Origin of the sequence: Okeania sp. SIO3I5, from assembly GCF_010672085.1 — a bacterium.
Classification (GTDB): Bacteria; Cyanobacteriota; Cyanobacteriia; order Cyanobacteriales; family Microcoleaceae; genus Trichodesmium.
In genome coordinates, this window is the sequence record NZ_JAAHHT010000009.1 from 43,162 (window position 1) to 67,578 (window position 24,417).

The following is a 24,417-nucleotide window of genomic DNA, read 5'->3' on the forward strand; positions in this document are numbered from 1 at the left end:
ACCTTCATAAGCTAAACATTCATAGGCCCTTGACAAGCTAGGAGAATTTTGTTATTATCAATGTCAACACAGGGGGAGGACATCACCTTACCCTGTAGAGACATTGTATAGAACATCTCTACTCCCTAAAATAACTAATTATCGCGATCGCGAAGCGTTTCATGTCGGCGATTGGCGAAAACGTAGTTTTATCGCTTCAGCGGAACGGAGTTCTATCGCGCACCTGCTTCAGCAACTCCACCACATCCTTATGATTTTCAGAATTTGCCCAGACTAAGGCCGTCCATTTATTATTATCTTTTGCCCTAATGTCTGCTCCCCTGTCTAGTAAAGTTTGAACTACACTAATATAACCACTACCAGCAGCAGTCATCAAAGCAGTCAAACCAAAATTAGTAGTAGCATTAACATCAGCACCAGCATCTAACAACAGTTGCAAAATTTCCTGGTTGCCACTAGCAGCAGCACCCATCAACGGAACCCAACCATCATTATCATTGCCATTGACATCTGCACCAGTAACTAGCAATTTTTTCACTATCTCTACATGGCCAGTTTCAGCAGCAGCAATTAAAGCAGTTAAACCCTCCGAGTCTCTGGCATTAATATCCACACCGCCACTCAGCAAAGTTTCAACTTGAGAAATATCTCCAACTTTAGCAGCGTTAATTAATTCCGTCATTGAATTTTCTCCTATAATTTAGTTTCATTTAGTTATATAGCACTTAACTGGGAACAGTTGGAAAAATATTTCCTATCTTTTAGTAGTCAGTAGAAATAAAAGTTTCAGATGGGTGCAAATTTAATTATCATCCCCCAAATATGCAACGCCCCCTATTTCCTACTCCCTACTCCCTCTTTTCTAATTATTAGACATCTCCAAAAATAAAAAATGAAATCAATGCAAGATAGGAAATCAACAATTTCATTCCCTATTCCCTATTCCCTATTCCCTATTCCCTGACTTCTGTAAGAAGTCTATTAATTATTTGGTAAACTAATCGTAAATTCACTTCCTTTTCCTAATTCTGAAGTAAAAGTAATTTTACCTCCATGTTTTTCTTCTACTATTTGCCGAGAAATTGATAAACCTAATCCCGTTCCTTTACCTACTTTTTTTGTAGTAAATAAATGACAGAATATTTTATTTTTAACTTCCTGACTCATACCCATACCATTATCTCTAATTCGGATAATTGCCTGTTGGTTTTCTGAATCAATTTCTGTAGTAATAGTAATCTGATTTTGTGCTGCTTTTATTTCCTCAAAAGTTTTCCCAAAATTACTTTCTTCTAAAGCATCAATGGCATTAGCAATTAAATTCATAAATACTTGATTTAATTGTCCCGGATAACAATATACTGGTAGCAGGTTGCCATAGTTTTTTACTACTTCTATTTCTGATCGTTTTTCATTAGCTTTGAGTCGGTGTCTGAGAATTAATAAAGTGCTGTCGATACCATCATGGATCTTAAAAGCTACCTTAGCAATTGTATCGTCACGGGAGAAAGTTCGCATAGATTTACTAATCTCTGCAATACGTTTTGTTCCTTCTTTCATTGAGTCAATTAATCCTGGTAAATCAGTCAATAAATAATCTAATTCTATCTCTTCAATTTTCTCTTGAGTTGTTTGACTATTCCAATCAATACCTTGTTGATAAAGTTCCAACAAATCTATTAAATATTGAATGTATTTAGTGGCATAATCTAAATTTCCGGAAATAAACCCCACGGGATTGTTAATTTCGTGGGCTACTCCCGCCACGAGATTCCCCAAGGTAGCCATTTTCTCGCTTTGAATAATAGTGAGTTGGGCTTGTTTTAGTTCATCGTATTTTTGATTCAGTTCCTGATTAGCTTTTTCTAATTCCTGATTTATCTGCTGGAGTTGTTTATTTTGTTTTGCTAGTTGTTGAGCCTGCATATAATTTTCTTGTTTCAGAAGTTTTTGCAGGCGAGAGAGTTCTAAATGAGTAGAAATGCGAGCTAAAACTTCCTCCGCTTGAAATGGTTTGGTAATATAATCCACCCCTCCCAGAGTAAAAGCTTTGAGCTTATCCATTACTTCATCTAAAGCACTAATAAAAATCACTGGAATATCGCAAGTCAATTCGTTGGCTTTGAGATGTTGACAAACTTCGTAGCCATCCATGTTTGGCATTTTAATATCCAGCAAAATCAAACTAGGAGAAAATTTTTCAATAAATGCTAAAGCCAATTTTCCATTAGGAAACGATCGCACCAGATAGCCATTTTCCTTTAACAGAGTGCTAAGTACGTGTAAATTAGCTGGGGTATCATCAATAATAATGATTTGCTCTTGAGTAGAATTCATGTTTAGATCATCTCTGGTTGAACAGTTATAGCGCTACGCGCTAGGGAACAGGGAACAGGGAACAGGGAACAGGGAACAGGGAACAGGGAACAGGGAACAGCCGACTTTCAAAGGCTTTTTCTTATAGGGAAATGCTCCGCAAACAGGATTGAGAAATGTCCTAATCTTAATGCGTAGTGCTATATAGCAGGGAACAGGGAACAGGGAACAGGGAACAGTTGGAAAAGTGTTTCCTAGTATAAGATTCATCATCAGTCTATGTCCTAATCTTTGCTTCGACTGCTATATAAATAATTAGGGAGGAGACAGGAGACAGGAGACAGGAGAAAAGAATGTACCAGGAAGAGGAGTCAGGAGACAGAAGACAGGAGACAGGAGAAAAGAATGTACCAGGAAAAAGAAGTGTTTTTATCACTAATTATCCGGACATGATATTACTCCTTATATTATATCAAATCCGTTTAATTCGGTAGAAAAAAATGTTCTATCTTCCCACACTTCCCACACTTCCCACACTTCCCACACTTCCCACACTTCCCACACTTCCCACACTTCCCACACTTCCCACACTCTTTTTACACTCTTTTTACACCAATGCTACCGGATTTAATATTACTCCTTGTCTCCTATTGTTGCTGAAATTAAGCTTAATACTTTTTCATACTCAAAGTTATGCAAAGAAGTTTTTAGTGCCAGAGCTAAAGAATCATTATGAGTAGCAATTTGTTTGATTAGCGTGGTAATTAAGTCCTCATCAGAAAACATGACTGCCTCTTCGAGTTGGGCTAAAATCTCAGTAGGAATTTCTGCCATTACCTCTGGGGTTAAAACCTCTTTTGTTGTTGTTGCCGTATTTTCTGGAATTAATTCCTCATAAACATATTCGACACCAATATGTCTATTCATCACATTAAAAATTTCTGACTCTCGAAAAGGTTTTCTGACAAAATCATCGCATCCTGCCGATATGACTACTGCTTTTTCTTCTTCTAGGACGCTCGCTGTTAAGGCAATAATTGCTGTTGCTTGTCCTTTCAGGTGAGATTTAATAATTTTGCTAGCAGTGTAACCATCCATGACTGGCATCCGCATATCCATCCAGATTAAGTGTGGTTCCCATTTCTCCCAAATATCCACAGCTTCTTGGCCGTTATTTGCCTCTTGAAGTTCAAATCCCAAGGGAGAAAGTAGCTTAATTAATAATTGGCGATTGATCGCTTTATCATCAACTATGAGAATACGATATTTGGGTTGATTAGCTGCCAGAGCAATAACTCGGCGAGAGGGATCGAGTGTGGTAATATCGCTCGCTGCCACTTCAGTAACTTGAATATCAAATAGGAAAGTTGTGCCTTGCCCCACGACACTTTTAACTTTAATCTCGCCTCCCATCAAACGCACAAATTGGTTGCTAATAGATAATCCTAAACCCGTTCCTTCCTGAGCTTGTTTTCCGGTTTTGGTTTGGCTAAAGGCTTCAAAAAGATGTTCTAATTCTTCTTGAGCAATTCCCGCCCCTGAATCTTCAATTTCAAAATGAAGTGTAGAAGAATTAGCATCTAACACTTGATCTTGACTATTAGTTCTCAGATTGGAAGCTCTAATGGAAACGCCACCAGATTGAGTAAATTTGAGGGCGTTGTTAATCAGATTAATCAACACTTGGCGCAATTTAATTTGATCGGTACGGACATAGCGGAGCAGATCGGGTTCATACTCCATCAGTAAGTAGAGATTTTTCTCCTCTGCTCTCATTTTAAACATATCATCAATGTCATCTAGCAGGCGCTGAAGGTCAAAGTTTTGGGGATTGAGAGTGGTTTTACCTGCTTCAATTTTAGAAAGATCGAGAATATTGTTAATTAGACTCAAGAGATGTTCGCCACTACGATAAACAATGCCAATATTTTCTTGATTTTCGCGCCCCAGGGTTTGCGAGCGAGTCATAATTTGAGCAAAGCCAAGAATAGCGTTCAGGGGAGAGCGTAATTCGTGGCTCATGTTGGCAATGAAAGTGCTTTTGGCTTGGTTCGCAGAATCTGCGATTAATTTTGCTTGCTCTAATTCCACAGTTCGTTCTTTTACCTTTTGTTCTAGAGTTTGGGAATATTCTTCCAGTTTTTGGAATGAGGTTTGTAGTTGCCCCGCCATGTAATTAAAAGAATTAGCTAATTCACCCAATTCATCGTTACTCTCATTCAATAAAGATTGATCCCATTCTCCAGCAGCTAGTTTTTTAGCCGCATCATTTAAGCGGAGAGTTCGATTCACAATGAGCGATCGCGCTAACCACCGCACCATAATAACCGTCAAAGCTAAAATTATCAAGAAAAGTCCTAGGGCGATCGCTGCAGCAATTTGTTCAGATTGCAGAATTGAAGTAGCATCTAATTCGATCGCTAAAATCCCCTCTAAACGACCAAATTGATCCTCGATCGGTGCATATCCATATAACAAGCTTTTGCCTTCTGTATTCTGCACAAAATCGTTTTCAACCTTGGGTTTGGATAGGGTATTTCCTTCTGCTGAGAGAATTGGAGTTAGATTCTCTGCTATTTCCCCCACAAATGTTGATGATTTCGACGTGGGATAGACATCTAAGACAAAAGCGAATTTACCGTTGCTTTGGGGACGCAGGGTATAAATGCGGTTGACATCTTTACTAGCTGCTTGAACGGTTTTGAGTTCTTCGATATTGATCTTGTAGAACGGTTTATTAGTATCTTTAGGTGTGACAACCAGAGAATGATAGTCACTGTCAATTTCTGGCGCAGTTAAACTCAGCAAATCCAATAAGCGAGCGCGCATTGCTTGCTGGTTAGCTGTGCGAAACTGCCAGTAAAGAGTAGTAGTGAGTATCCCCGCCATCAGAGCAATTAAGCCTGAATAAGCAGCCACAATTTTGAGACTTAAATTCCAACGTAACATTGATTGCTTTCTCTCCATAACTATTAGACTTCTCCAAAAATGAAAAATAAAATCAATTATTATCCATAAATTATCAATTACTCCCCCTGTTCCCTGTTCCCTGTTCCCTGTTCCCTGTTCCCTCTTTTCTGGAGATGTCTATTTTTGAACAGGACTTACGCATAACCACCTTACATAGTAGGGGCGAATGGCATTCGCCCTCTACGGATAGCTGATTTTAGGCATAAGTTATAATTTTGAATTGATAATTTTGAAATTTGAATTGATTTGACTATTCGAGTCCTAAACTGTTTCGGTACGCTTCTAATTGGGAATCTCGCCCCATTTGATTCGTAACCTTCTCCCATTCTCGCTCAATTTGTTTCATAGTTTTATCGCGAGTCATCTTACCCGTCAGAAAATTTGTCAGTGCAGTATCCAAAATTTCTTGCTGGTAGAGAGTATTTGCTGGGATGTGCATATCCAAGACCATGTTAGGATTATTTAAACTGACAGAAATACCACCCAAGTATTTAGTAACTGTGCTTTCTTGCATTCCTGCCTCTAACCAGGGTTCGCGGTTAGTAAACTGCGATATGCGGTAAGGATTAAAACCTGTAGTGCCAATGGTAACATCAACATTCGATTGTGCCGGTTGACTGATGTAGGAAATCAGTGCATATCCAGCCTCTTTAACTTCCGCTTTGGCTGCTGCATTAATCCCAATAACCCATCCACCAAGCGCAGCATAGGGAGCATGGTTAACACCATCAATTGCATAAGGACAGGTGAATTTATCGCAGGCCACCAATTTCCCCGTTTGGCGATCGAGAACTTCTTTGCTACCAGGTAACATTAATGCTCCAACTTTATCTGGTATTTTTGAAATAGCTGGATCGATCGCTAATGTTCCGATATCCCCCCAATCTAAGGTTAAAGCACAGCGTCCATCTATGAACAATGCTCTCGTCCCATCTAGATCTAAGCTCAATTCTTCTGGGGGTCCGTATTTACTGGTTTCTTTATACATATTGAGGGATCTAGCAAAGGCTGGGTTGTTGACTAATGGCTTCATAGTTTCAGGGTCAAAAAAACCACCTTCTTCTGTTCCCTGACTTTGGAGAAACGAGCTTGCTACAGACCAAAATACATGATAACTCAAGTTTTTTGGCTGTTTAGCCAGACAAGAACCATAGTCTGGTATCCCATCAGCATTGAGGTCTTCTCCGTAAAATTTTTTGGCAATAGCAAGATAATCATCCCAAGTTCGTGGGGGTTCAAGCTGGGCTTCTTCTAATAAATCTGTGCGATAATAAACCATGTGAAAGTCTCCATCTATGGGAATAGCATATATTTTCCCTTTGTAGGTTGCCGTAAAATTGCGGAAAAAGGGTGCAATATCATCCCATTCCAGTTGACTATCTGCTTTAACGCGAGCTGTTAAATTTTCCAAATATCCAGGCTTGACAAAATCCGTCATCCATTTGGGCAAGAAAACAACTACATCATACTTGTTGGTTTTGTTCACAAACTGCTGCTGTATGGATGGAAAAGTATCTTTGAGAGGAAGTTTAATGATATTAATCTTAGCGCCCGTCAGTTGTTCAAACTCACGCGCTCGACGCTCAACGCCTCCCCCAATCGATCCACCAAGGGTTGCAACCGTAATGGTAATCCCGTCAAATCTTTGTGGTTTTACTGAATCTATATTTTCTATTGGAGTTTGCACCCGATCAGTTTCCGGAATGGACTGTTTTTGACTACAACCCACTGCATTAAACAGCAAAAAGAAAGCTACAAGTGCTGTAGATAATCTTTGCTGATGACGATTTTTTTTGTGCCCTAGTATTTTCATAAAAAAACGTAACATTGATTGCTTTCTCTCCATCACTATTTTTGAACAGGACTTACGCAGAACCACCTTCTCTTGGTGCGCGTTCCCTCTCTTGGTGCGCATTCCCTTGCGACTTGCCTCTTGCTACGGTAGCTCTCCTCTTACAGAGGAGCTTCGCTAACGCTAACGTCGTCGCGGGGTCGCACCGCTATGTCGTAGGGGCGAATGGCATTCGCCCTCTATGGTATTCGCCCTCTACGGATAGCGTATTGTTTAATAGTTTGCGTAAGTTCTGTTTGAATTGAGCTGACTTTAGGCATAAGTTATAATTTTGAATTTATTTAACTATTGAATTCCTAAACTGTCTCGGTAAGATTGTAATTGAGAATCTCGCCCCATTTGATTTGTGATTTTCTCCCACCCTTGCTCAATTTTTTCCATGGTTTCATCGCGAGTTATCTTACCCGTCAGAAAACTGGCGAGTGCATTATCCAAAATTTCTCCTTGGTAGAGATCATTTGCTGGGATGCGTAAATCTAATACCATGTTGGGATTTTTTAAACTTACAGAAATACCACCCAAGTATCTACTAGCTGCTTCTTCCCCCATTCCTACCGCTAACCAGGGTTCACGGTTAGTAAACTGTGATATGCGGTAAGGATTAAAACCCGTAATCCCAATGGTGACATCAACATTAGATTGGGCTGGTTGGCTCATATAGGAAATCAGTGCATAAGCAGCCTCTTTAACTTCTGGTTTGGCCGCTGCATTAATTCCACCTGCCCATCCAGCCATCGCACCATAGGGAGCATGGTTAACGCCATCGATCGCGTATGGACAGGTAAATTTATCGCAGGCTACCAATTTACCAGTATTGCGATCAAGAACCTCTTTGCTACCCGGTGATATAGAGGCGCCAACTTGATCAGGTATTTGGGAGATGGCTGGATCTATGGCTAATGTTCCCATATCGCCCCAATCTAAGGTTAAAGCACAGCGTCCACTTAAGAACAATGCTCTCGCTTCGTCCACACCCAAGCTTAATTCATCTGGCGGTGCGTATTTAGTTGTTTCTTTATAAATATCTAGTGCTCTGGCAAAGGCTTGGTTATTAACCAATGGCTTCATGGTTTCGGGGTCAAAATATCCACCTTCTTCTGTTCCGTGACTTTGGATAAACGAGCTTGCCACCGACCAAAATATCTGATGATTCAAGACTTTTGGCTTTTTCATCATACAAGAACCATAGTCTGGTATCCCATCACCATTCAGGTCTTGCCCGTGAAACTGTTTGGCAATAGCGAGATAATCATCCCAGGTTCGTGGGGACTCAAGCTCTGCCTTTTCAAACAAATCCGTGCGATAATAAACCATGTGAAAATTGCCATCCACAGGAACAGCATAGACTTGGTCTTTGTAGGTGGCAATAAAATTGCGGAAAAAAGGTGCAACATCATCCCATTCCAGTTGCCTATCTGCTTTGACGCGAGCTGTTAAATTTTCCAAATATCCAGGCTTGACAAAATCCGTCATCCATTTGGGCGAGAAAACAACCACATCATACTTGTTAGTTTTGTTCACAAACTCCTGCTGCATCGATGCAAAAACATCCTTCATCGGAAACGTAAACATATTAACCTGAGCACCCGTCAGTTCTTCAAACTCACGCACTCGACGTTCAACTCCTATCCCAATTTTATAGAAGGTGGCAACCGTAATGGTAATCCCGTCAAATCTTTGTGATGTTACTGAATTTTCTATTGGAGTTTGCACCCGATCAGTTTCCGGAATGGACTGTTTTTGACTACAACCCACTGCATTAAACAGCAAAAAGAAAGCTACAAGTGCTGTAGATAATCTTTCCTGATGATGATTTTTTTTGTAGCCCAGTATTTTCATAAAAAAACGAAACATTGATTGCTTTCTCTCCATCACTATTTTTGAATATGACTTACGCAGAACCACCTTCTCTTGGTGCGCGTTCCCTCTCTTGGTGCGCATTCCCTTGCGACTTGCCTCTTGCTACGGTAGCTCTCCTCTTACAGAGGAGCTTCGCTAACGCTAACGCCGACGCGGGGTCGCACCGCTATGTCGTAGGGGCGAATGGCATTCGCCCTCTATGGCATTCGCCCTCTACGGATAGCTTATTGTCTAAGAGTTGGCGTAAGTTCTGTTGGAATTGAGCTGATTTTAGGCATAAGTTATAATTTTGAATTGATAATTTTGAATTTTGAATTGATTTGATTATTCAAGTCCTAAACTGTCTCGGTAGTCTTCTAATTGGGAATCTCGCCCCATTTGATTTGTGATTTTCTCCCACCCTTGCTCAATTTGTTCCATGGTTTCATCGCGAGTTATCTTACCCGTCAGAAAACTGGCGAGTGCATTATCCACAAGTTCTCTTTGGTAGAGAGCATTTGCTGGGATGCGTAAATCTAATACCATGTTAGGATTTTTTAAACTTACAGAAATCCCACCCAAGTATTTACTAGCTGGTTCTTCCCCCATTCCTGCCTCTAACCAGGCTTCACGGTTAGTAAACTGTGATATGCGGTAAGGATTAAAACCCGTAATCCCAATGGTGACATCAACATTGGATTGCGCGGGTTGGCTGATATAAGAAATCAGTGCATAACCAGCATCTTTAACTTCTGGTTTGGCCGCTGCATTAATTGATCCTACCCATCCACCCATCGCACCATAAGGAGCATGGTTAACGCCATCAATTGCATAAGGACAGGTAAATTTATCGCAGGCTACTAATTTACCAGTATTGCGATCGAGAACTTCTTTGCTACCCGGTAATATTGATGCACCAACTTGATCGGGTATTTGGGAAATGGCTGGATCGATCGCTAATGTTCCAATATCCCCCCAATCTAAAGTTAGGGCACAGCGTCCACTTAGGAACAATGCTCTGGCTCCGTCTAAATCTAAGTTTAATTCTTCTGGCGGTGCGTATTTAGTTGTTTCTTTATAAATATCTAGTGCTCTGGCAAAGGCTTGGTTATTTACCAATGGCTTCATGGTTTCAGCGTCAAAAAATCCACCTTCTTCTGTTCCTTGACTTTGGAGAAACGGACTTGCTACAGACCAAAACATCTGATCGTTCACGTTTTTTGGCTTTTTAGGTATACAAGAACCATAGTCTGGTATACCATCACCATTGAGGTCTTGCCCGTGAAATTTTTTGGCAATAGCAAGATAATCATCCCAGGTTCTTGGGGAGTCAAGTTCCGCCTTTTCCAATAAATCCGTACGATAATAAACCATGTGAAAATCGCCATCCACAATAATCCCATAGATTTCCTCTTTGTAGGTGGCAATAAAATTGCGGAAAAAGGGTGCAATATCATCCCATTCCAGTTGGCTATCTGCTTGGACACGAGCTGTTAAATTTTCCAAATATCCAGGCTTTGCAAAATCCGTCATCCATTTGGCAGAGAAAACAACCACATCATACTTGTTGGTTTTGTTCACAAACTGCTGCTGTATGGATGGAAAAGTATCTTGGAGAGGAAGTTTAACCATATTAACCTTAGCACCCGTTAGTTGTTCAAACTCACGCGCTCGACGCTCAACCCCTACCCCATGAGGTTTCTCGTAGGTAGCAACCGTAATGGTAATCCCGTCAAATCTTTGCGGTGTTACTGAATTTTCTATTGGAGTTTGAACCTGATCTGTTTCCAGAGTGGACTGTTTTGGAGTGCAACCGACTGCATTTAACAGCAAAAGGAAAGCTACAAGTGCTGTAGATAATCTTTGCTGATGACAATTTTTTTTGTGGCCCAGTATTTTCATAAAAATTAGTTCGATCTAAAAAATGGATCAATCAAAAGAAAGCAGCAGATGTCTACTCAAGTTATTAGAATTATGGCTTACGCAAAGAAACGGAGTTTCTTGAATAAACCGTTGTTTTTCACACTAGAAATCTACGAAAAAACCCGGTTTTGTTTTTGGGTTCCCCTGCGTAAGTCCTGTGAATAACTGTGTTGCATTACAGCGGTTTTCATTATATCAAATCCGGGGGGATTAGACATAAAAAAATATTCTATCTTCATAACTACGGTTATCTTAGTAATTATTAGTTATATAAAATCCGGTTATACAGCCTAAGCAGTTTGAAAACTTGCTTTCGCCAGACTCTACCTTATTTTTTAGCCAAAAGACTTCTCCAATAATCAAAAATCAAATCAATTATCGTACATAAATAATCAATTATTTCTCCCTAATCCCTGCTCCCTACTCCCTATTTTTTGGAGAGGTCTAAAGCAATTACAAACTCAGTTCCTTTTCCTAATTCTGAAGTAAAACTAATTTTACCTCCATGTTTTTCTTCTACTATTTGCCGAGAAATTGATAAGCCTAATCCCGTTCCTTTTCCTACTCCTTTTGTGGTAAATAAATGACCGAATATTTTCTTTTTCACCTCCTCACTCATACCTATACCATTATCTCTAATTCGGATAATTACCTGTTGTTTTTGTTGGTCAATTTCTGTCGTAATACTAATTTGATTTGGCGCTATTTTGACATTTTTTTGACTAGAATTACTTTCTTCTAAAGCATCAATAGCATTAGCAATTAAATTCATAAATACTTGATTTAATTGCCCTGGATAACAGTGAATTTCTGGCAAGTCACCATAGTTTTTTACTACTTTGATTTCTGGGCGTTTTTCATTAGCTTTGAGTCGGTGTCTGAGAATTAATAAAGTGCTATCTATGCCATCATGGATTTTAAATGGAACTTTCGCTATTGTATCCGCACGAGAAAAAATTCGCATTGATTTACTAATCTCGGCAATACGTTCTGTTCCTTGTTTCATTGACTCAATTAATTCTGGTAAATCTGTCAATAAATAATCTAATTCTATCTCTTCAATTTTCTCTTGAGTTGTTTGACTATTCCAATCAATTCCTTGTTGATAAAGCTCCAACAAATCTATTAAATATTGAATGTATTCGATCGCATAATCTAAATTCCCAGAAATAAACCCCACGGGATTATTAATTTCGTGAGCAACAGCAGAAACTAACTGACCAATTGAAGCCATTTTTTCGCTTTGAACAAGTTGTAGTTGGATTTGCTCCAATTGTTGAGCGTAATTCTGAGATTCTCTATAAAGTCTGGCGTTTTCTAGGGAAATTGCTGCTTGGGAACAAAGTAAATTTAGCACTTCTACTCGTTCGCTGGTAAATGCTCCAGTAATTTGATTATTTTCTAGGTAGAGAATGCCGATCGTGTCACCGCGATCTATTAAGGGTAGACATAAAACAGACTGGGGTTGGTGTTTTTGGATATAAGCATCGCCTGCATAAGCATTGTTGTTACTAGCGTTATCCAGAACTAAAGGCTTTTGTTTGCGTTTGACTTTGTTGATAATACATAAAGGTACTGCCTGAGTTCTGATAACGGGAATGGGGTCAATTGTGCTAACTTCTTGGCCTGTAGCAAGAGCAGCGAGCATTAATTCTTGGTCAGTAAACAGCATCAAAGCCACGGTTTCAGCTCCTGCATTTTCTCGGACTACTTGCATTAAATTAGCGATCGCTCCGTCTAAGGATATATCTTCTGACAGGGTGCGCGATGCTTTCATTAGAGTAGCTAAGTCTAATATTTCTCCTGCTCCTGTGGCAGTTGGGGAAATTGTTTCTTGAGTTAAACTGGTGAGAGTTGCACTGGAAGTTAAAGTAAGTTTTGGTCGTTTGAGAATGGGTGCTAGGAGGTGAGGATAGCGCTTTTCTAAGTCCTCAGTTTTGGCTTTTGCACCCCAGCGAGCATAGCAGTAGTAGGCTTCCTGCATATAGGTAGTAGCTATTTTTTCCTTCCTCCGAGCGAGGTAGAATTTGGCAGCGAGTTCGTTGGCGAGAGCTTCTTCTTGAATGTATTCGTTTTCTTTGGCTCCTGCAATGGCACTGTCGTATAATTCTATAGCTTCCCAATTTTGACCTAAAACTTGATGTTGTTCTGCTGCTACTAGATTAAATTTGTGAAGATGATTCATTGGTGCGTGAGTTGCCCATTTTTCCATCTTTTTCTGATTGAGGGCGACTTTTTCGAGTTCTACTGAATTACGATCGTCTAAGTTCTGCAAACGTCGTAGTCTGGCTAAAGAATCGTAAAAATAAAATACAGGAATACCTAGCATTCCCGTTATTCCATCTAAATATTTTTCAGCGATCGCCGCATTTTCTATTGCTGCTTCTACCTGCTCAAATAAATAATTTAGTATCAGCTTATGGCTATGTATTAGATGGAACGCGAGGCGATCGTTGACTTCCTGATGAAACCCTAGAGATTCTTCTTCATTATAAGCTTCCCCTAACAAATAACCAGGATTAGCACTTGGTTTAATTAAATTTAAAATTGCCTGTCTGTGAATTGCACTCCAAGAATAAGCAGTCTCCTGTTTAAATTCCTTGAATGCTTGAGTATAAGTCGCAATTTCTTTTTCTAGCTCCACCAATTCTGTGCCAGCAAAATAGGAATTGCAACACCCATGAAAAGCACAATAGGAGCCAAATTCTGGTTCTCCAGTTTCTAAACTCGTTTGGTATGCTGAAAAGAGAGGTTTGATAGTTTCTCTCGCAGGTTCTTTCCAATGTCGAATATCCCCATCTGTATTGATAATGACCCTGCCTGTAAGTTCTTTAGCATTAAATTTAGACAATAGACTCAAACCTAATTTGCCAAATTGATAACCAGAATTAATATCATCCAAAATTCCACACAAAATAGTCCCATAAGTTGAATAAGAATAAGCAGACCAAGATGCATTACCATATTCTAGAGATAACTCCACTTGCTTGCAAACAACTAGGGGCAAAAATTGAGGCATCGCAATATAAGCTGCTGCAGTGATGCTGCCCAGAATGCGTAAAGCTGCTACTTTTTCTGGATCGATCATTGGTGGCAGATCAATTAATTCTGCAATTTGCCGATCGATCCAATAGGATTGAGTTTCCATGAATGCCTGTTGAATATCTGCATCGGTTGGCGATTCGGGAAAACTTATTCCCAATAAATTCAAAACATCAAAAGCCGTTTTCATCCCCTCCACAAATTGCTTTCGTAGTGAATAAGCTTGCAACTTGATTTCATAAATTCTGACTTTCTCTAATAATGATTTTGCCTCTTGCAATACCACCTCAATGAATTTTTCCATTTCCTCAAATTCACCATTCAGGTATGCTGCTTCTGCTGCGGACTCATATAAAAGCAATGTCAGTTCGTACTGAGTTTGCCAACTATTTGATGTCAGTAGTTCTCTACCTACAGCCAAATAACTAACTGCTGCACTGTAAGCTGTTGCACCTTTCGACTTATTTCCCGCTACTAAATTCAACCGCGCCAACTGTTGGCGTTCTTCTGGTTGAACGATTAATTCCACACCATAATTCAATTGATTAACTAGATCGAAAATTTTCTCTTCCCGCTCCTGTTCAGGAGTATTACTTAACAACAACCTACCAATCTTTAAATGAGTCGCCTGTTTTTCAGACTCAGCAATCAAAGAATAAGCAGCTTGTTGAACTCGATCGTGCAAAAAAAAAATTCCCGACCAACTGTAAGAAGCAATCAGATATTCACAAAATTGTCTCCAGAAGAATTATAGAAATATTGTCATTTTGTGAAGCTCCAAAAAATTAGGTTTTTCCCTCACCAAATTTTTCCGTTCATCAATAATTTAGCTCCAAAACGCCAAAGTTTGCATTCTATGAAGCTCCCAAAAAAAATCGGCGTGTCAAAGAATTTTTGGTTGCACCCTCACAAAAATTTTGGGCTCTGAAAACTAATCTTTACTTATTTCTTTTTCAAGAATTTGCATAAACTTTTTTATAGTATTCTTGATACTCTTCAGACAATAATGGCTCCCACCAATCTCGGTTATTCAAAAACCATTCTACAGTCTGACGTAAGCCTTCTTCAACAGTTACCGAAGGTTGCCAACCTAACTCAGTTTTTATCTTTGTCGCATCAATAGCATAACGTCGATCATGCCCTGGTCTATCCTTGACAAAAGTAATTAATTTTTCACAAGGTTGCACTGGTAAATCATCCGCCAACTCATCCATAATTTGACACAACATTCGTACTAAATCAATATTTTTTACCTCATTATTTCCACCAATATTATAAGTTTCTCCTGGTTGACCTTTATGAATTACCGTATCTAATGCCCGACAATGATCTATTACATATAACCAATCTCGAATATTTTGCCCATCTCCATAAACTGGTAATTTTTTTCCTAACAACATATTGATGCACATTAAAGGAATTAACTTTTCAGGAAAATGATAAGGTCCGTAGTTATTAGAACAATTAGTAATAATGGTTGGCAAACCATAAGTATGATAATATGCTCTAGCAAGATGGTCACTTCCTGCTTTAGAAGCAGAGTAAGGACTATTTGGAGCATAAGGTGTAGTTTCTGTAAAGGCTGGGTCTTCAGAACTTAAGCTGCCATAGACTTCATCAGTTGATACATGGAGAAATATACATTTACGATTGGGATTTTCAGTAAGAGTTGGATAATGACTTCTGAATGCCTCTAATAGAGTAAAAGTACCCACCAGATTAGTTTGAACAAAAGCTGCTGGTCCTAATATCGATCTGTCTACATGAGATTCTGCTGCAAAGTGGGCTATTGTATCTATATCCTCTTCCTGGAGTAAGCTATCTACTAAAGAGCGATCGCAAATATCCCCTTGGACAAAACGAAAATTTGGCCTGTCTTGTAAATCAGCTAAAGTTTCTTTATTACCCGCATAAGTTAGAGCATCTAACACAACTAATCGGTGATTAGGATATGTCTCACACCAGTAATGGGTAAAGTTAGAACCAATAAATCCAGCACCCCCAGTTATCAGCAATCGATTTTCCATAATTTTCATCTCCACTTCTGTAGTAGATACTTCCGGACATGATAACCAAATAGTTCCCCAAGTTGATACTCAACCCCTGAAATTTCAGGGTTTTGTATTTTCTAGGTGTCATACCATTTCTCATGCATGAATGCTATACCCGATCAGGTGGGGAAGTGTGGGAGGTGTGGGAGGTGTGGAGAGAGGTAGGGACGTTCGCATTTTTGTTATGCAACGTCCGTACGGAAAAATTTATACTAACTGACTAATAATTGTCAAAAAAAGACTTTTAATCTTGGTAACTCTAGACTTTTGAAGCATATTTGAAGTATAGTCGAAGTATAAAATTAATGCATGGTAATTGGTATCAAACTTGAGCAATTCCATAGCTAAACTACTTACCGGAGTTAGTTTACACAATCTATTAACTCAGGTTTCTACACTCAAAACCTGATGTTTCAAACTTGGTGGCAGCCATCCTTTTTTCATCGGCGGTTGAAAAATCGGTTGTGCATCAGCAAAGTGTGGGATTGTCAAGTCGGGCTGGTCAATATAATCGAAAAGCACTGATATATAAAGGTTCAGGAGATTTTTCGAGCAAAAAAAGTACAAATTTTTCAGCCTTTAAGACCAAAAAGTTAGGACGAAAAGCAGACACTTCCGAAAAAGATACAGGTACAATTATTCCTCCTACTTTCGAGGGTCTCCCCACACTTCCCACACTTCCCACACTTCCCACACTTCCCACACTTCCCACACTTCCCACACTTCCCACACTTCCCACCCTTCCCACACTTCCCACACTTCCCACACTTCCCACACTTCCCACACTTCCCACACTTCCCAGACCTCCAGCACATAACTCTCAACCCCACTCACTTACCTCTCCTCNCGATGTTGTAAGTTTCTTCTTCTTGACCGAACTTATAACCGTAGTTTTGAGATTCAGTTTCAGTTGTTTCACGAACTAAGGAAGAAGTTACCAAGCTTCCGTGCATTGCACTAAACAAAGAACCACCAAATACACCTGCTACACCTAACATGTGGAATGGGTGCATTAAGATGTTGTGCTCTGCTTGGAATACAATCATGAAGTTGAATGTACCAGAGATTCCTAAAGGCATTCCATCGGAGAAACTACCTTGACCGATTGGATAGATTAAGAATACTGCTGTTGCTGCTGCTACAGGAGCAGAGTAAGCAACACAGATCCAAGGACGCATACCTAAGCGGTAGGATAATTCCCACTCACGACCCATATAAGTAAAGATACCGATGAGGAAGTGGAAAATTACTAGCTGGTAAGGGCCACCATTATAGAGCCACTCATCTAAGCTAGCTGCTTCCCAGATAGGATAGAAGTGTAGACCAATTGCGTTGGAGGAAGGTACTACTGCACCGGAAATGATGTTGTTTCCGTAGAGTAGGGAACCAGCGACGGGTTCGCGGATACCATCAATGTCTACAGGAGGAGCTGCTACGAATGCGATGATGTAGCAGATAGTAGCGGTTAAGAGAGTAGGGATCATTAATACACCGAACCAACCGATGTAAAGACGGTTATCTGTGCTAGTTACCCAGCTACAGAACCTTTCCCATACGTTAGCGCTTTCGCGCTGTTGTAAAGTAGTGGTCATAATAGATGTATGATTGCTTTATGTATGAAATTTTCGAGGTACGGCGGTCTTGGGTTTTGTGTTCCTTGACCGTTATTAATACTTTAGCTACTTTATTTCTCTTTGTAAAGGGTTTTAAGAAAGTTATTCTTGAATTTAATTATAAGTTTTATTAATTTATTAGCTAAATGACATAATAAAATTTAAAAGTCAAGCTACTACTAGATAACTATATCTATATATCTAGTAGTAGCTTGTTTTTGGTCAACTATTACTCCTCACTTTCTCAGAAAAAAGAGTAAAAAGAGGTTTGTATCGTATTGCCAGCAAAGGATTAACGAATGAGTTAAGTGAATGGTTCTTTGAACATTGACATACTCCCGACGCTCCCCTACGGGAGAGCGCGGGACTTCCCGCCAGGAAAGTTAAATAGGTAAGCATAAATAAAGGTTAAAACAAAAAATCTTAAAAATAACCTAGAAGCAAGTTCCCAAAAGCTTCTCACCGTTTTGAATCTTCTTTGCTATTGTACAGATAATTAAACCCACCTACTTATCAAAAAAGCAACTCCCTTTTGTCTTTGACTATGGGATAGAGGAGCCAGTGCCTTGGGCGAGTCCCCCGACAATCAAGCAACTGGCGTGGTGTTGTATACCCAGTCAGGGCAAGACCTGCAAAATAAGGATATGTCTTATGTGACTATATTTTTATTAACTATTCAACCAATATTTCAGATAAAAACTTACAGATGTTAGAGACTCTGGACTTAGACCTTTCCCTGGACAAAGATGCCTACAAAACACAGCTAGAAACATTGATGCGACAGTTACGATCGCTACAAAACGCTTGTTGGCAAAGTAAATTACCCATGCTAATAGTATTGGAGGGTTGGGCAGCAGCAGGTAAGGGTGCTTTAGTTAAACAAATAGTGGGATATATGGACCCACGGGGATTTGTTGTTCATCCAATTTGGCCTGCTACTAAACAAGAGCGACAATATCCTTTTCTGTGGCGATTTTGGCAAAGAATTCCTAGAGCTGGACAAATCTGCCTATTTTATCATAGTTGGTACACCCACGTCCTAGAAGACCGATTGTTGAAAAGTGTTTCAGAGGCGGACATACCAAGAATTATGGGACAAATCAATGCTTTTGAACGTCAGATGGTCGATAATGGGGCAGCGATCGCTAAATTCTGGATTCATCTGAGCAAAAAAGAATTGAAGAACCGCTTAAAAGAAACTGCTGCGGACCCTTTAAGAAGTTGGCGAGTCAGAAGTCAAGATTGGCAACAAGCAAAAAATTATAAAAAATATACTGCCTTTGTTGAGGAAATGCTAATTAATACCAGCACAGGAGTTGCTCCCTGGACATTAGTTGAGGGAAACTCTCAACGTTGGGCAAGAGTTAAAGTCCTGACAGAAATTGTCTCTATATTGACTCAAGCTTTAGACCAAATCCATATTAGGGCGCCACGACCAAATAATCCTCTTCAAGAACAACTCAAACCGACCGAACAAGATTTTTTAGCTCAAGTAGATTTGACCAAATCTTTGTCTGGGAAACAGTACAAAAAGTCATTAAATGAGCAGCAAGAACTTTTGAATAAATTGCAATTGGAAATCTATAAGCATCAACTACCAGTTTTAATCCTATTTGAAGGGTGGGATGCTGCTGGTAAGGGTGGGGCAATTAAGCGGTTGACGGATAATTTGGACCCTCGTAGCTATGTAGTTAATGCTTTTGCTGCACCAACAGAGGAGGAAAAAGCTTATCATTATCTTTGGCGTTTCTGGAAAAAGTTGCCAGAAGCAGGAAAAATTGGTATTTTTGACCGCAGTTGGTATGGTCGAGTATTGGTGGAGCGAGTGGAAAAATTTGCTACAGAGTCAGAATGGCAGGGTGCCTATCGGGAAATTAATGAGTTTGAGGAACAGTTGACCACTGCAGGTTATGTTTTGGTTAAATTTTGGTTACATATTAGCCCGGAGGAACAGCTAAGGCGTTTCACTGAGCGACAAAATGACCAATATAAACAGTATAAACTTACTGAAGAAGATTGGCGCAATAGAGAAAAGTGGCAAGTTTATCAAGTAGCTGTAAATCAAATGATTCAACGTACAAGTAGACCAACCGCTCCTTGGACTTTAATTGCGGGTGATAATAAACCTTATGCTCGTGTTAAGGTAATCCAAACAGTGACAGATGCAATTAATTATCAACTGAAGTTTGGCTAAAACCAGTTGATTTTTATTTTTATGTACAGTTCATTAATGGATAATAGATAATGGATAATTGATAATTACTTCTCCCTAAAAAGGAGAGGATTGACTAAAAGGAAAAAAATCAATTTTTTTCCCTTTATTGGGGCAGGGCTTTTTCAAAGTATCGTGAGTTAACAATTTAAGGATAACGAGAGATGTTTAGAATCAGAAAATAGAGAAATTAGTCACGCAGAAAGCCGATTTTTCAGCTTCGGAGTGTCATTAAATTCTGTCTAAATATTTGGTTCAATTCCCGATACAGCCACAACAAGAAGTTAATTAACCTTTAAGAATAATTGATAAATATTGGGGAAAATCTTGGAGTAAAGCTAGGAAAATTCTCCCCTGCTCCCTGGTCCCCTGCTCCCCCTCTACCAAAACCCAAGAATAAAACAGCCCTGCCTTTATTAGGGAGGCTTTAAAGGTGAATTATTTAATTATTAATTATTCATTATTCAGTAATGCTATATCAACTCACTTTAGTTGATATAGCGAAAAATTCCAATTTTTTCAGAAAAAAAATCAAAAAATTATGCTGATACTTTTAACAAGAATAGTATTCGCTATACTATTAATTTCTATAGTTAAATCACTTTGGGACAATTCAGGTGGTGATAAGAAGAACTTAATTTCTAAGTTATTACTGGTATTTTCAATTATTCTATTAATACTGGCATTTTATGCACCAGATAGTCCGGTAGGTGCTGCTGTTTTTAGATTTCTGGCTTTTGCATTTAAACCACTTGGTTTTTCGATTATATTGTTGATTTATGCTACTACCCTAATATCAAGTGGGGGAATAAAAAATCCAGCACCAACCCTGATTATTACAGCTTTAATAGTTCTGATAATTTCTAGCGCACCAGTATTTGCTGTATGGGTAGCTCAACAAGCAGAAGAAGATGCAATAGAGGTTGTTTCTGTTTCAGCTTGTTGTGATGAAACAGCGGATGCAATTGTATTATTAGGTCAAGGAACAACTCAACCAGTAATACCTGATCGGATACAAGTTCAGCTAACTAAAACTGCAGAGCGAATTATCTATGCTTCTCAATTATATAAGAAAGGTTTAGCTCCTTACGTTATTGTTAGTGCTGGTCCAAGAATTGGAGAAGATATTAATACAGTTGAAGCTCAAGATATCAAAAGAGTTTTAGGTTTATTGGGTGTTCCAAGTTCTGCTATTATTATTGAACCAAATAGCTCGACGATACGTGAAAGTGCGATTGAAACTCGTGAAATATTAGATGAAAGAGGTTTAGAACCTACAGTTATTCTTGTTACTTCTGCTATTCAAGTTCGTCGTGCTAGTTTAACTTTCACTGACCTAGATATGAGGGTTATTCCAGCTCCCACAGATTTTAATACTGTTAATCCTTATGAGGATTCTTCTTATCGTTTTGTACTAGCAGATTTTCTTCCTAATGCAGAAGCACTTTCGCTAACTACTGAAGTTTGGGAAGAATATTTGGTATTATTTTATTACTTCCTACGGGGTTGGTTAGCTCCTGGTTTCTAAATAACTTTTGTAAGCATTCAGCACTCAGCTACCAGCTTTATTTCTCTAGTTGAAAATTGAGTATAAGTTAAACAAATGCTTGCTTTATTCATTCAAAAGCTGAGAAGTAAACGATAATAGTTGAATGCTTATCTATTTTTTTTCTTTCATACAATTTAGTCAATTTAGTTAATGCCCCACTTAAAAAATTTGAGAAAAAGGGGCATTTTCATTTTCTTAAAAGAAATGCCAAATCTGGTTCCTCAAATCTGTTTAAAAAATTGTTTTCAACCCATCTCAATATTCTTTAGAAGATATTTCTAATTGATCGTAATTAGTAGGGTATCTAACTGTTGAATTATTTTCTGAATTAGCAGGTGCAGGTTCAGATGTAGGTGCAGATGGTTGGTCATTTATACTTTTTTGACCACCTGGTACTAAAAAAGTAACAATAAACCAAATACCTAAAAATGTAAGTAATAATGAAATTACAAAATCTTGTCCTGGAGGTGGGTCTTTTGGTTTGTCTTTAGGTTTTTCAAGTTTGACTTCAATAGTATTAATGTCAATAGTCTTATCATCGTCGTTGAGTTTGGCTTTAAAAGAAAGTTCCTTACCCATATTTGTTAATCCTATTTATGGTAAATATTGTAGTCAAGATATTAAGATCATCTTCTTAATATTTTGAGCTTAATTTCAGACAAGATTACTTAGTAGTGGTAGATTTACTTGATACAGATCAGGTTGCTCAACAAAAAGCTGATTAGTTGTTGAATCAAACATCAATTGTTTTGTATATTTAACTCTTTACAATAATACCATTATCTAACATTTAAAATTACTGCTATGGCTCAATCTTCTCAACTACGACTCCAAAAGTTAGTCTCCTACTTACGTCCTCATTGGCGAAAGTGTTCATTAGGAATTTTCTCCCTACTAATAGTCAATAGTTTAGGAATCTATATTCCTAAATTAATCAGTCAAGCTATAGATGATCTGGAAATAGCAACAAAATTTAATGAATTTTTATACTATGTTGTGTTGATTGTGATTTTTGCCTCCATTATGTGGGTAATTAGAGTAACTTCCCGCATTCTCATATTTGGAGTAGGGCGACAAGTAGAATTTGACCTTAAACAAAAAATTTTTAATCGACTATTAAAATTAGAACCATCCTATTTCAGTAATAATACAATTGGAGATTTAATTAATCGCGCTACAAGTGACGTTGATAATATCCGTAGACTATTAGGTTTTGCAGTATTAAGTATTTTTAATACAATTTTTGCTTATGGTTTAACTATCCCAGTTATGCTTTCTATTAATGTGCGGTTAACTCTATTAGCAATTTCTATTTATCCTATCATGCTAATACTGGTAAAAATATTTAGTAAGAAACTGCAAATTCAACAATTAGCTGTGCAAGAAGAACTTTCTAATATTAGCGATCTGATTCAAGAGGATATGAATGGTATTTCTCTAATCAAAATATATGCTCAAGAAGAAAATGAAATACAAGCTTTTAGTGAATATAATCAACGACTTTTAGATGTAAATTTAGATTTAGCACAAACTCGTAATATTCTTTTTCCTATCCTGGTTGGTTTAGCAGGTTCAAGTTTATTAATCTTACTAATTAATGGATCAAGTTATCTAGAAAGCGGGCAATTAACAGTTGGTAATTTTGTAGCTTTAATTCTTTATGTTGAACGTTTAGTTTTCCCTACTGCATTATTAGGTTTTACAATTAGTGCTTATCAAAGAGGAGAAGTAAGTATTGATCGTATCGAAGCTATTTTCACAGTTGAACCAAAAATTCAAGACCATGAATCACCTATAACTTTTCCACAAACAGTAAAAGGTTGGATAAAAAGCCAAGGATTAACTTATGCTTATCCAGGTAGTAAAACACCAGCTTTAGAAAACATTAATTTTCTGATTAAACCAGGAGAAACTATTGCTATAGTCGGACTTATTGGTTCGGGAAAATCAACTTTAGCAAATATATTACCTCGACTTTTAAATATTGATATTGACCAATTATTTATAGATGGTTATGATGTAACTCAAGTAAAATTGACAGATTTACGCAGGGCGATCGCCTACGTTCCTCAAGAAAGTTTTCTCTTCAGTACAACTATTAAAAATAATATTTGTTATGGAGACCCGTTAAAAGAACAAAAAGAAATAGAATTTGCTGCTAAACAAGCACAAATTCACGCAGAAATTCTCAACTTTCCCCAACAATATGAAACTATAGTTGGAGAAAGAGGAATTACTTTATCAGGAGGACAAAGACAAAGAACAGCATTAGCAAGAGCCTTATTAGTTGATGCGCCAATATTAATTTTAGATGATGCACTTTCAAGTGTTGATAATCAGACAGCAACGAATATTTTGCAAAATTTATCGACTGGAACTCAAAAGAAAACTGTAATTTTTATTTCCCATCAAATGTCTGCTGCTGCTACTGCAGATAGAATTTTTGTGATGAATAAAGGGAAAATTGTGCAAATAGGAAATCATTCAGAATTAATAGATCAACCTGGTTTATATCAGTTACTTTGGCAACAACAAAAGGTTGAATAGTTCTTAGGATAAGGAGCATTTCAGTTATTAGTTGTTAGTTGTCATTTAGTTATATATAATCCGGGTAATTAGTTATCGTATTGTTTAGGAGTCAGGAGTCAGGAGTCAGGAAAAAAAAGGATTTGAATAGTATGAATTTTCAAATTAGTTTTCAATAGAAAATCTTTCATTAATGGATAATGTATAATTACCTCTTCCTAAAACGGAGAGGATTGACTAAAAGGAAAAAATTTATTTCTCTTGGTAGATTGGATATGCTTAGGAAACCTTGCCATTCCATTGCACAAAAATCTGATTCGACTCTAGAGTGTTTGAGAATCTGACTTTTGACTTTTAACTTCTATTAGTTATTAGTTATTAGTTGTCAAAAAATTGATGTAGTTAAAAATTGATTCCAAAGTTAAAAGTCAAAATTTAAAAAGTTAAAAATTATCTAGGTAACTGCACAAAAATCTGATTCGACTCTAGAGTGTTTGAGAATCTGACTTTTGACTTTGAAGTTC

General features: G+C 38.1%; 14 protein-coding genes and 1 pseudogene. 3 read left to right on the plus strand and 12 right to left on the minus strand.

Going from position 1 to position 24,417, the window contains the following annotated elements:
- Positions 1 to 196: 196 nt before the first annotated feature.
- The 11 genes and pseudogenes from F6K40_RS03730 to F6K40_RS03780 form a co-directional block, all read right to left on the minus strand.
- Positions 197 to 682, minus strand: a complete 486-nt coding sequence (locus F6K40_RS03730; RefSeq protein WP_293131566.1) for an ankyrin repeat domain-containing protein — start codon at positions 680 to 682, stop codon at positions 197 to 199.
- Between the two features lie 299 nt (positions 683 to 981).
- Positions 982 to 2,337, minus strand: coding sequence for a hybrid sensor histidine kinase/response regulator (locus F6K40_RS03735; RefSeq protein ID WP_293131569.1), 1,356 nt, complete (start codon positions 2,335 to 2,337; stop codon positions 982 to 984).
- A gap of 441 nt (positions 2,338 to 2,778) precedes the next feature.
- The gene (locus F6K40_RS03740) at positions 2,779 to 2,907 is read right to left on the minus strand and encodes a hypothetical protein (protein ID WP_293131572.1); all 129 of its coding nucleotides are present in this window, start codon (positions 2,905 to 2,907) and stop codon (positions 2,779 to 2,781) included.
- 42 nt (positions 2,908 to 2,949) lie between these two features.
- Entirely contained in the window at positions 2,950 to 5,283 is a 2,334-nt protein-coding gene (locus tag F6K40_RS03745) for an ATP-binding protein (RefSeq protein WP_293131575.1), read from the minus strand.
- A 253-nt stretch (positions 5,284 to 5,536) separates the two neighbouring features.
- Positions 5,537 to 7,114: an ABC transporter substrate-binding protein gene (locus F6K40_RS03750; RefSeq protein ID WP_293131578.1), complete on the minus strand. Its 1,578-nt coding sequence runs from the start codon at positions 7,112 to 7,114 to the stop codon at positions 5,537 to 5,539.
- 309 nt (positions 7,115 to 7,423) lie between these two features.
- Positions 7,424 to 8,977, minus strand: coding sequence for an ABC transporter substrate-binding protein (locus F6K40_RS03755; protein WP_293131581.1), 1,554 nt, complete (start codon positions 8,975 to 8,977; stop codon positions 7,424 to 7,426).
- A 345-nt stretch (positions 8,978 to 9,322) separates the two neighbouring features.
- Positions 9,323 to 10,879, minus strand: a complete 1,557-nt coding sequence (locus tag F6K40_RS03760; protein WP_293131584.1) for an ABC transporter substrate-binding protein — start codon at positions 10,877 to 10,879, stop codon at positions 9,323 to 9,325.
- Between the two features lie 448 nt (positions 10,880 to 11,327).
- A complete protein-coding gene (locus F6K40_RS03765; protein ID WP_293131587.1) occupies positions 11,328 to 14,627 on the minus strand; it encodes a trifunctional serine/threonine-protein kinase/ATP-binding protein/sensor histidine kinase in 3,300 nt (1,099 codons plus the stop codon).
- A 268-nt stretch (positions 14,628 to 14,895) separates the two neighbouring features.
- Positions 14,896 to 15,969 (minus strand): dTDP-glucose 4,6-dehydratase, encoded by a 1,074-nt coding sequence (rfbB, locus tag F6K40_RS03770; RefSeq protein WP_293131590.1) that lies wholly within the window; start codon positions 15,967 to 15,969, stop codon positions 14,896 to 14,898.
- Positions 15,970 to 16,495: 526 nt separating this feature from the next.
- Positions 16,496 to 16,786 (minus strand): hypothetical protein, encoded by a 291-nt coding sequence (locus tag F6K40_RS03775; RefSeq protein WP_293131593.1) that lies wholly within the window; start codon positions 16,784 to 16,786, stop codon positions 16,496 to 16,498.
- Between the two features lie 55 nt (positions 16,787 to 16,841).
- Positions 16,842 to 17,585, minus strand: a pseudogene (locus tag F6K40_RS03780) (photosynthetic reaction center family protein); the annotation flags it as partial.
- 727 nt (positions 17,586 to 18,312) lie between these two features.
- Between F6K40_RS03780 and pap the strand changes: the two are divergent.
- Positions 18,313 to 19,800, plus strand: coding sequence for a polyphosphate:AMP phosphotransferase (pap, locus tag F6K40_RS03785; protein ID WP_293131594.1), 1,488 nt, complete (start codon positions 18,313 to 18,315; stop codon positions 19,798 to 19,800).
- 559 nt (positions 19,801 to 20,359) lie between these two features.
- Positions 20,360 to 21,346: a YdcF family protein gene (locus tag F6K40_RS03790; RefSeq protein ID WP_293131597.1), complete on the plus strand. Its 987-nt coding sequence runs from the start codon at positions 20,360 to 20,362 to the stop codon at positions 21,344 to 21,346.
- A gap of 276 nt (positions 21,347 to 21,622) precedes the next feature.
- On the opposite strand, the gene F6K40_RS03795 is transcribed toward F6K40_RS03790, so the two are convergent.
- Positions 21,623 to 21,946: a hypothetical protein gene (locus F6K40_RS03795; RefSeq protein WP_293131599.1), complete on the minus strand. Its 324-nt coding sequence runs from the start codon at positions 21,944 to 21,946 to the stop codon at positions 21,623 to 21,625.
- Between the two features lie 225 nt (positions 21,947 to 22,171).
- Here F6K40_RS03795 and F6K40_RS03800 point away from each other — a divergent pair, with 225 nt between their 5' ends.
- Entirely contained in the window at positions 22,172 to 23,914 is a 1,743-nt protein-coding gene (locus F6K40_RS03800) for an ABC transporter ATP-binding protein (protein WP_293131602.1), read from the plus strand.
- The last annotated feature ends 503 nt before the right edge of the window (positions 23,915 to 24,417 follow it).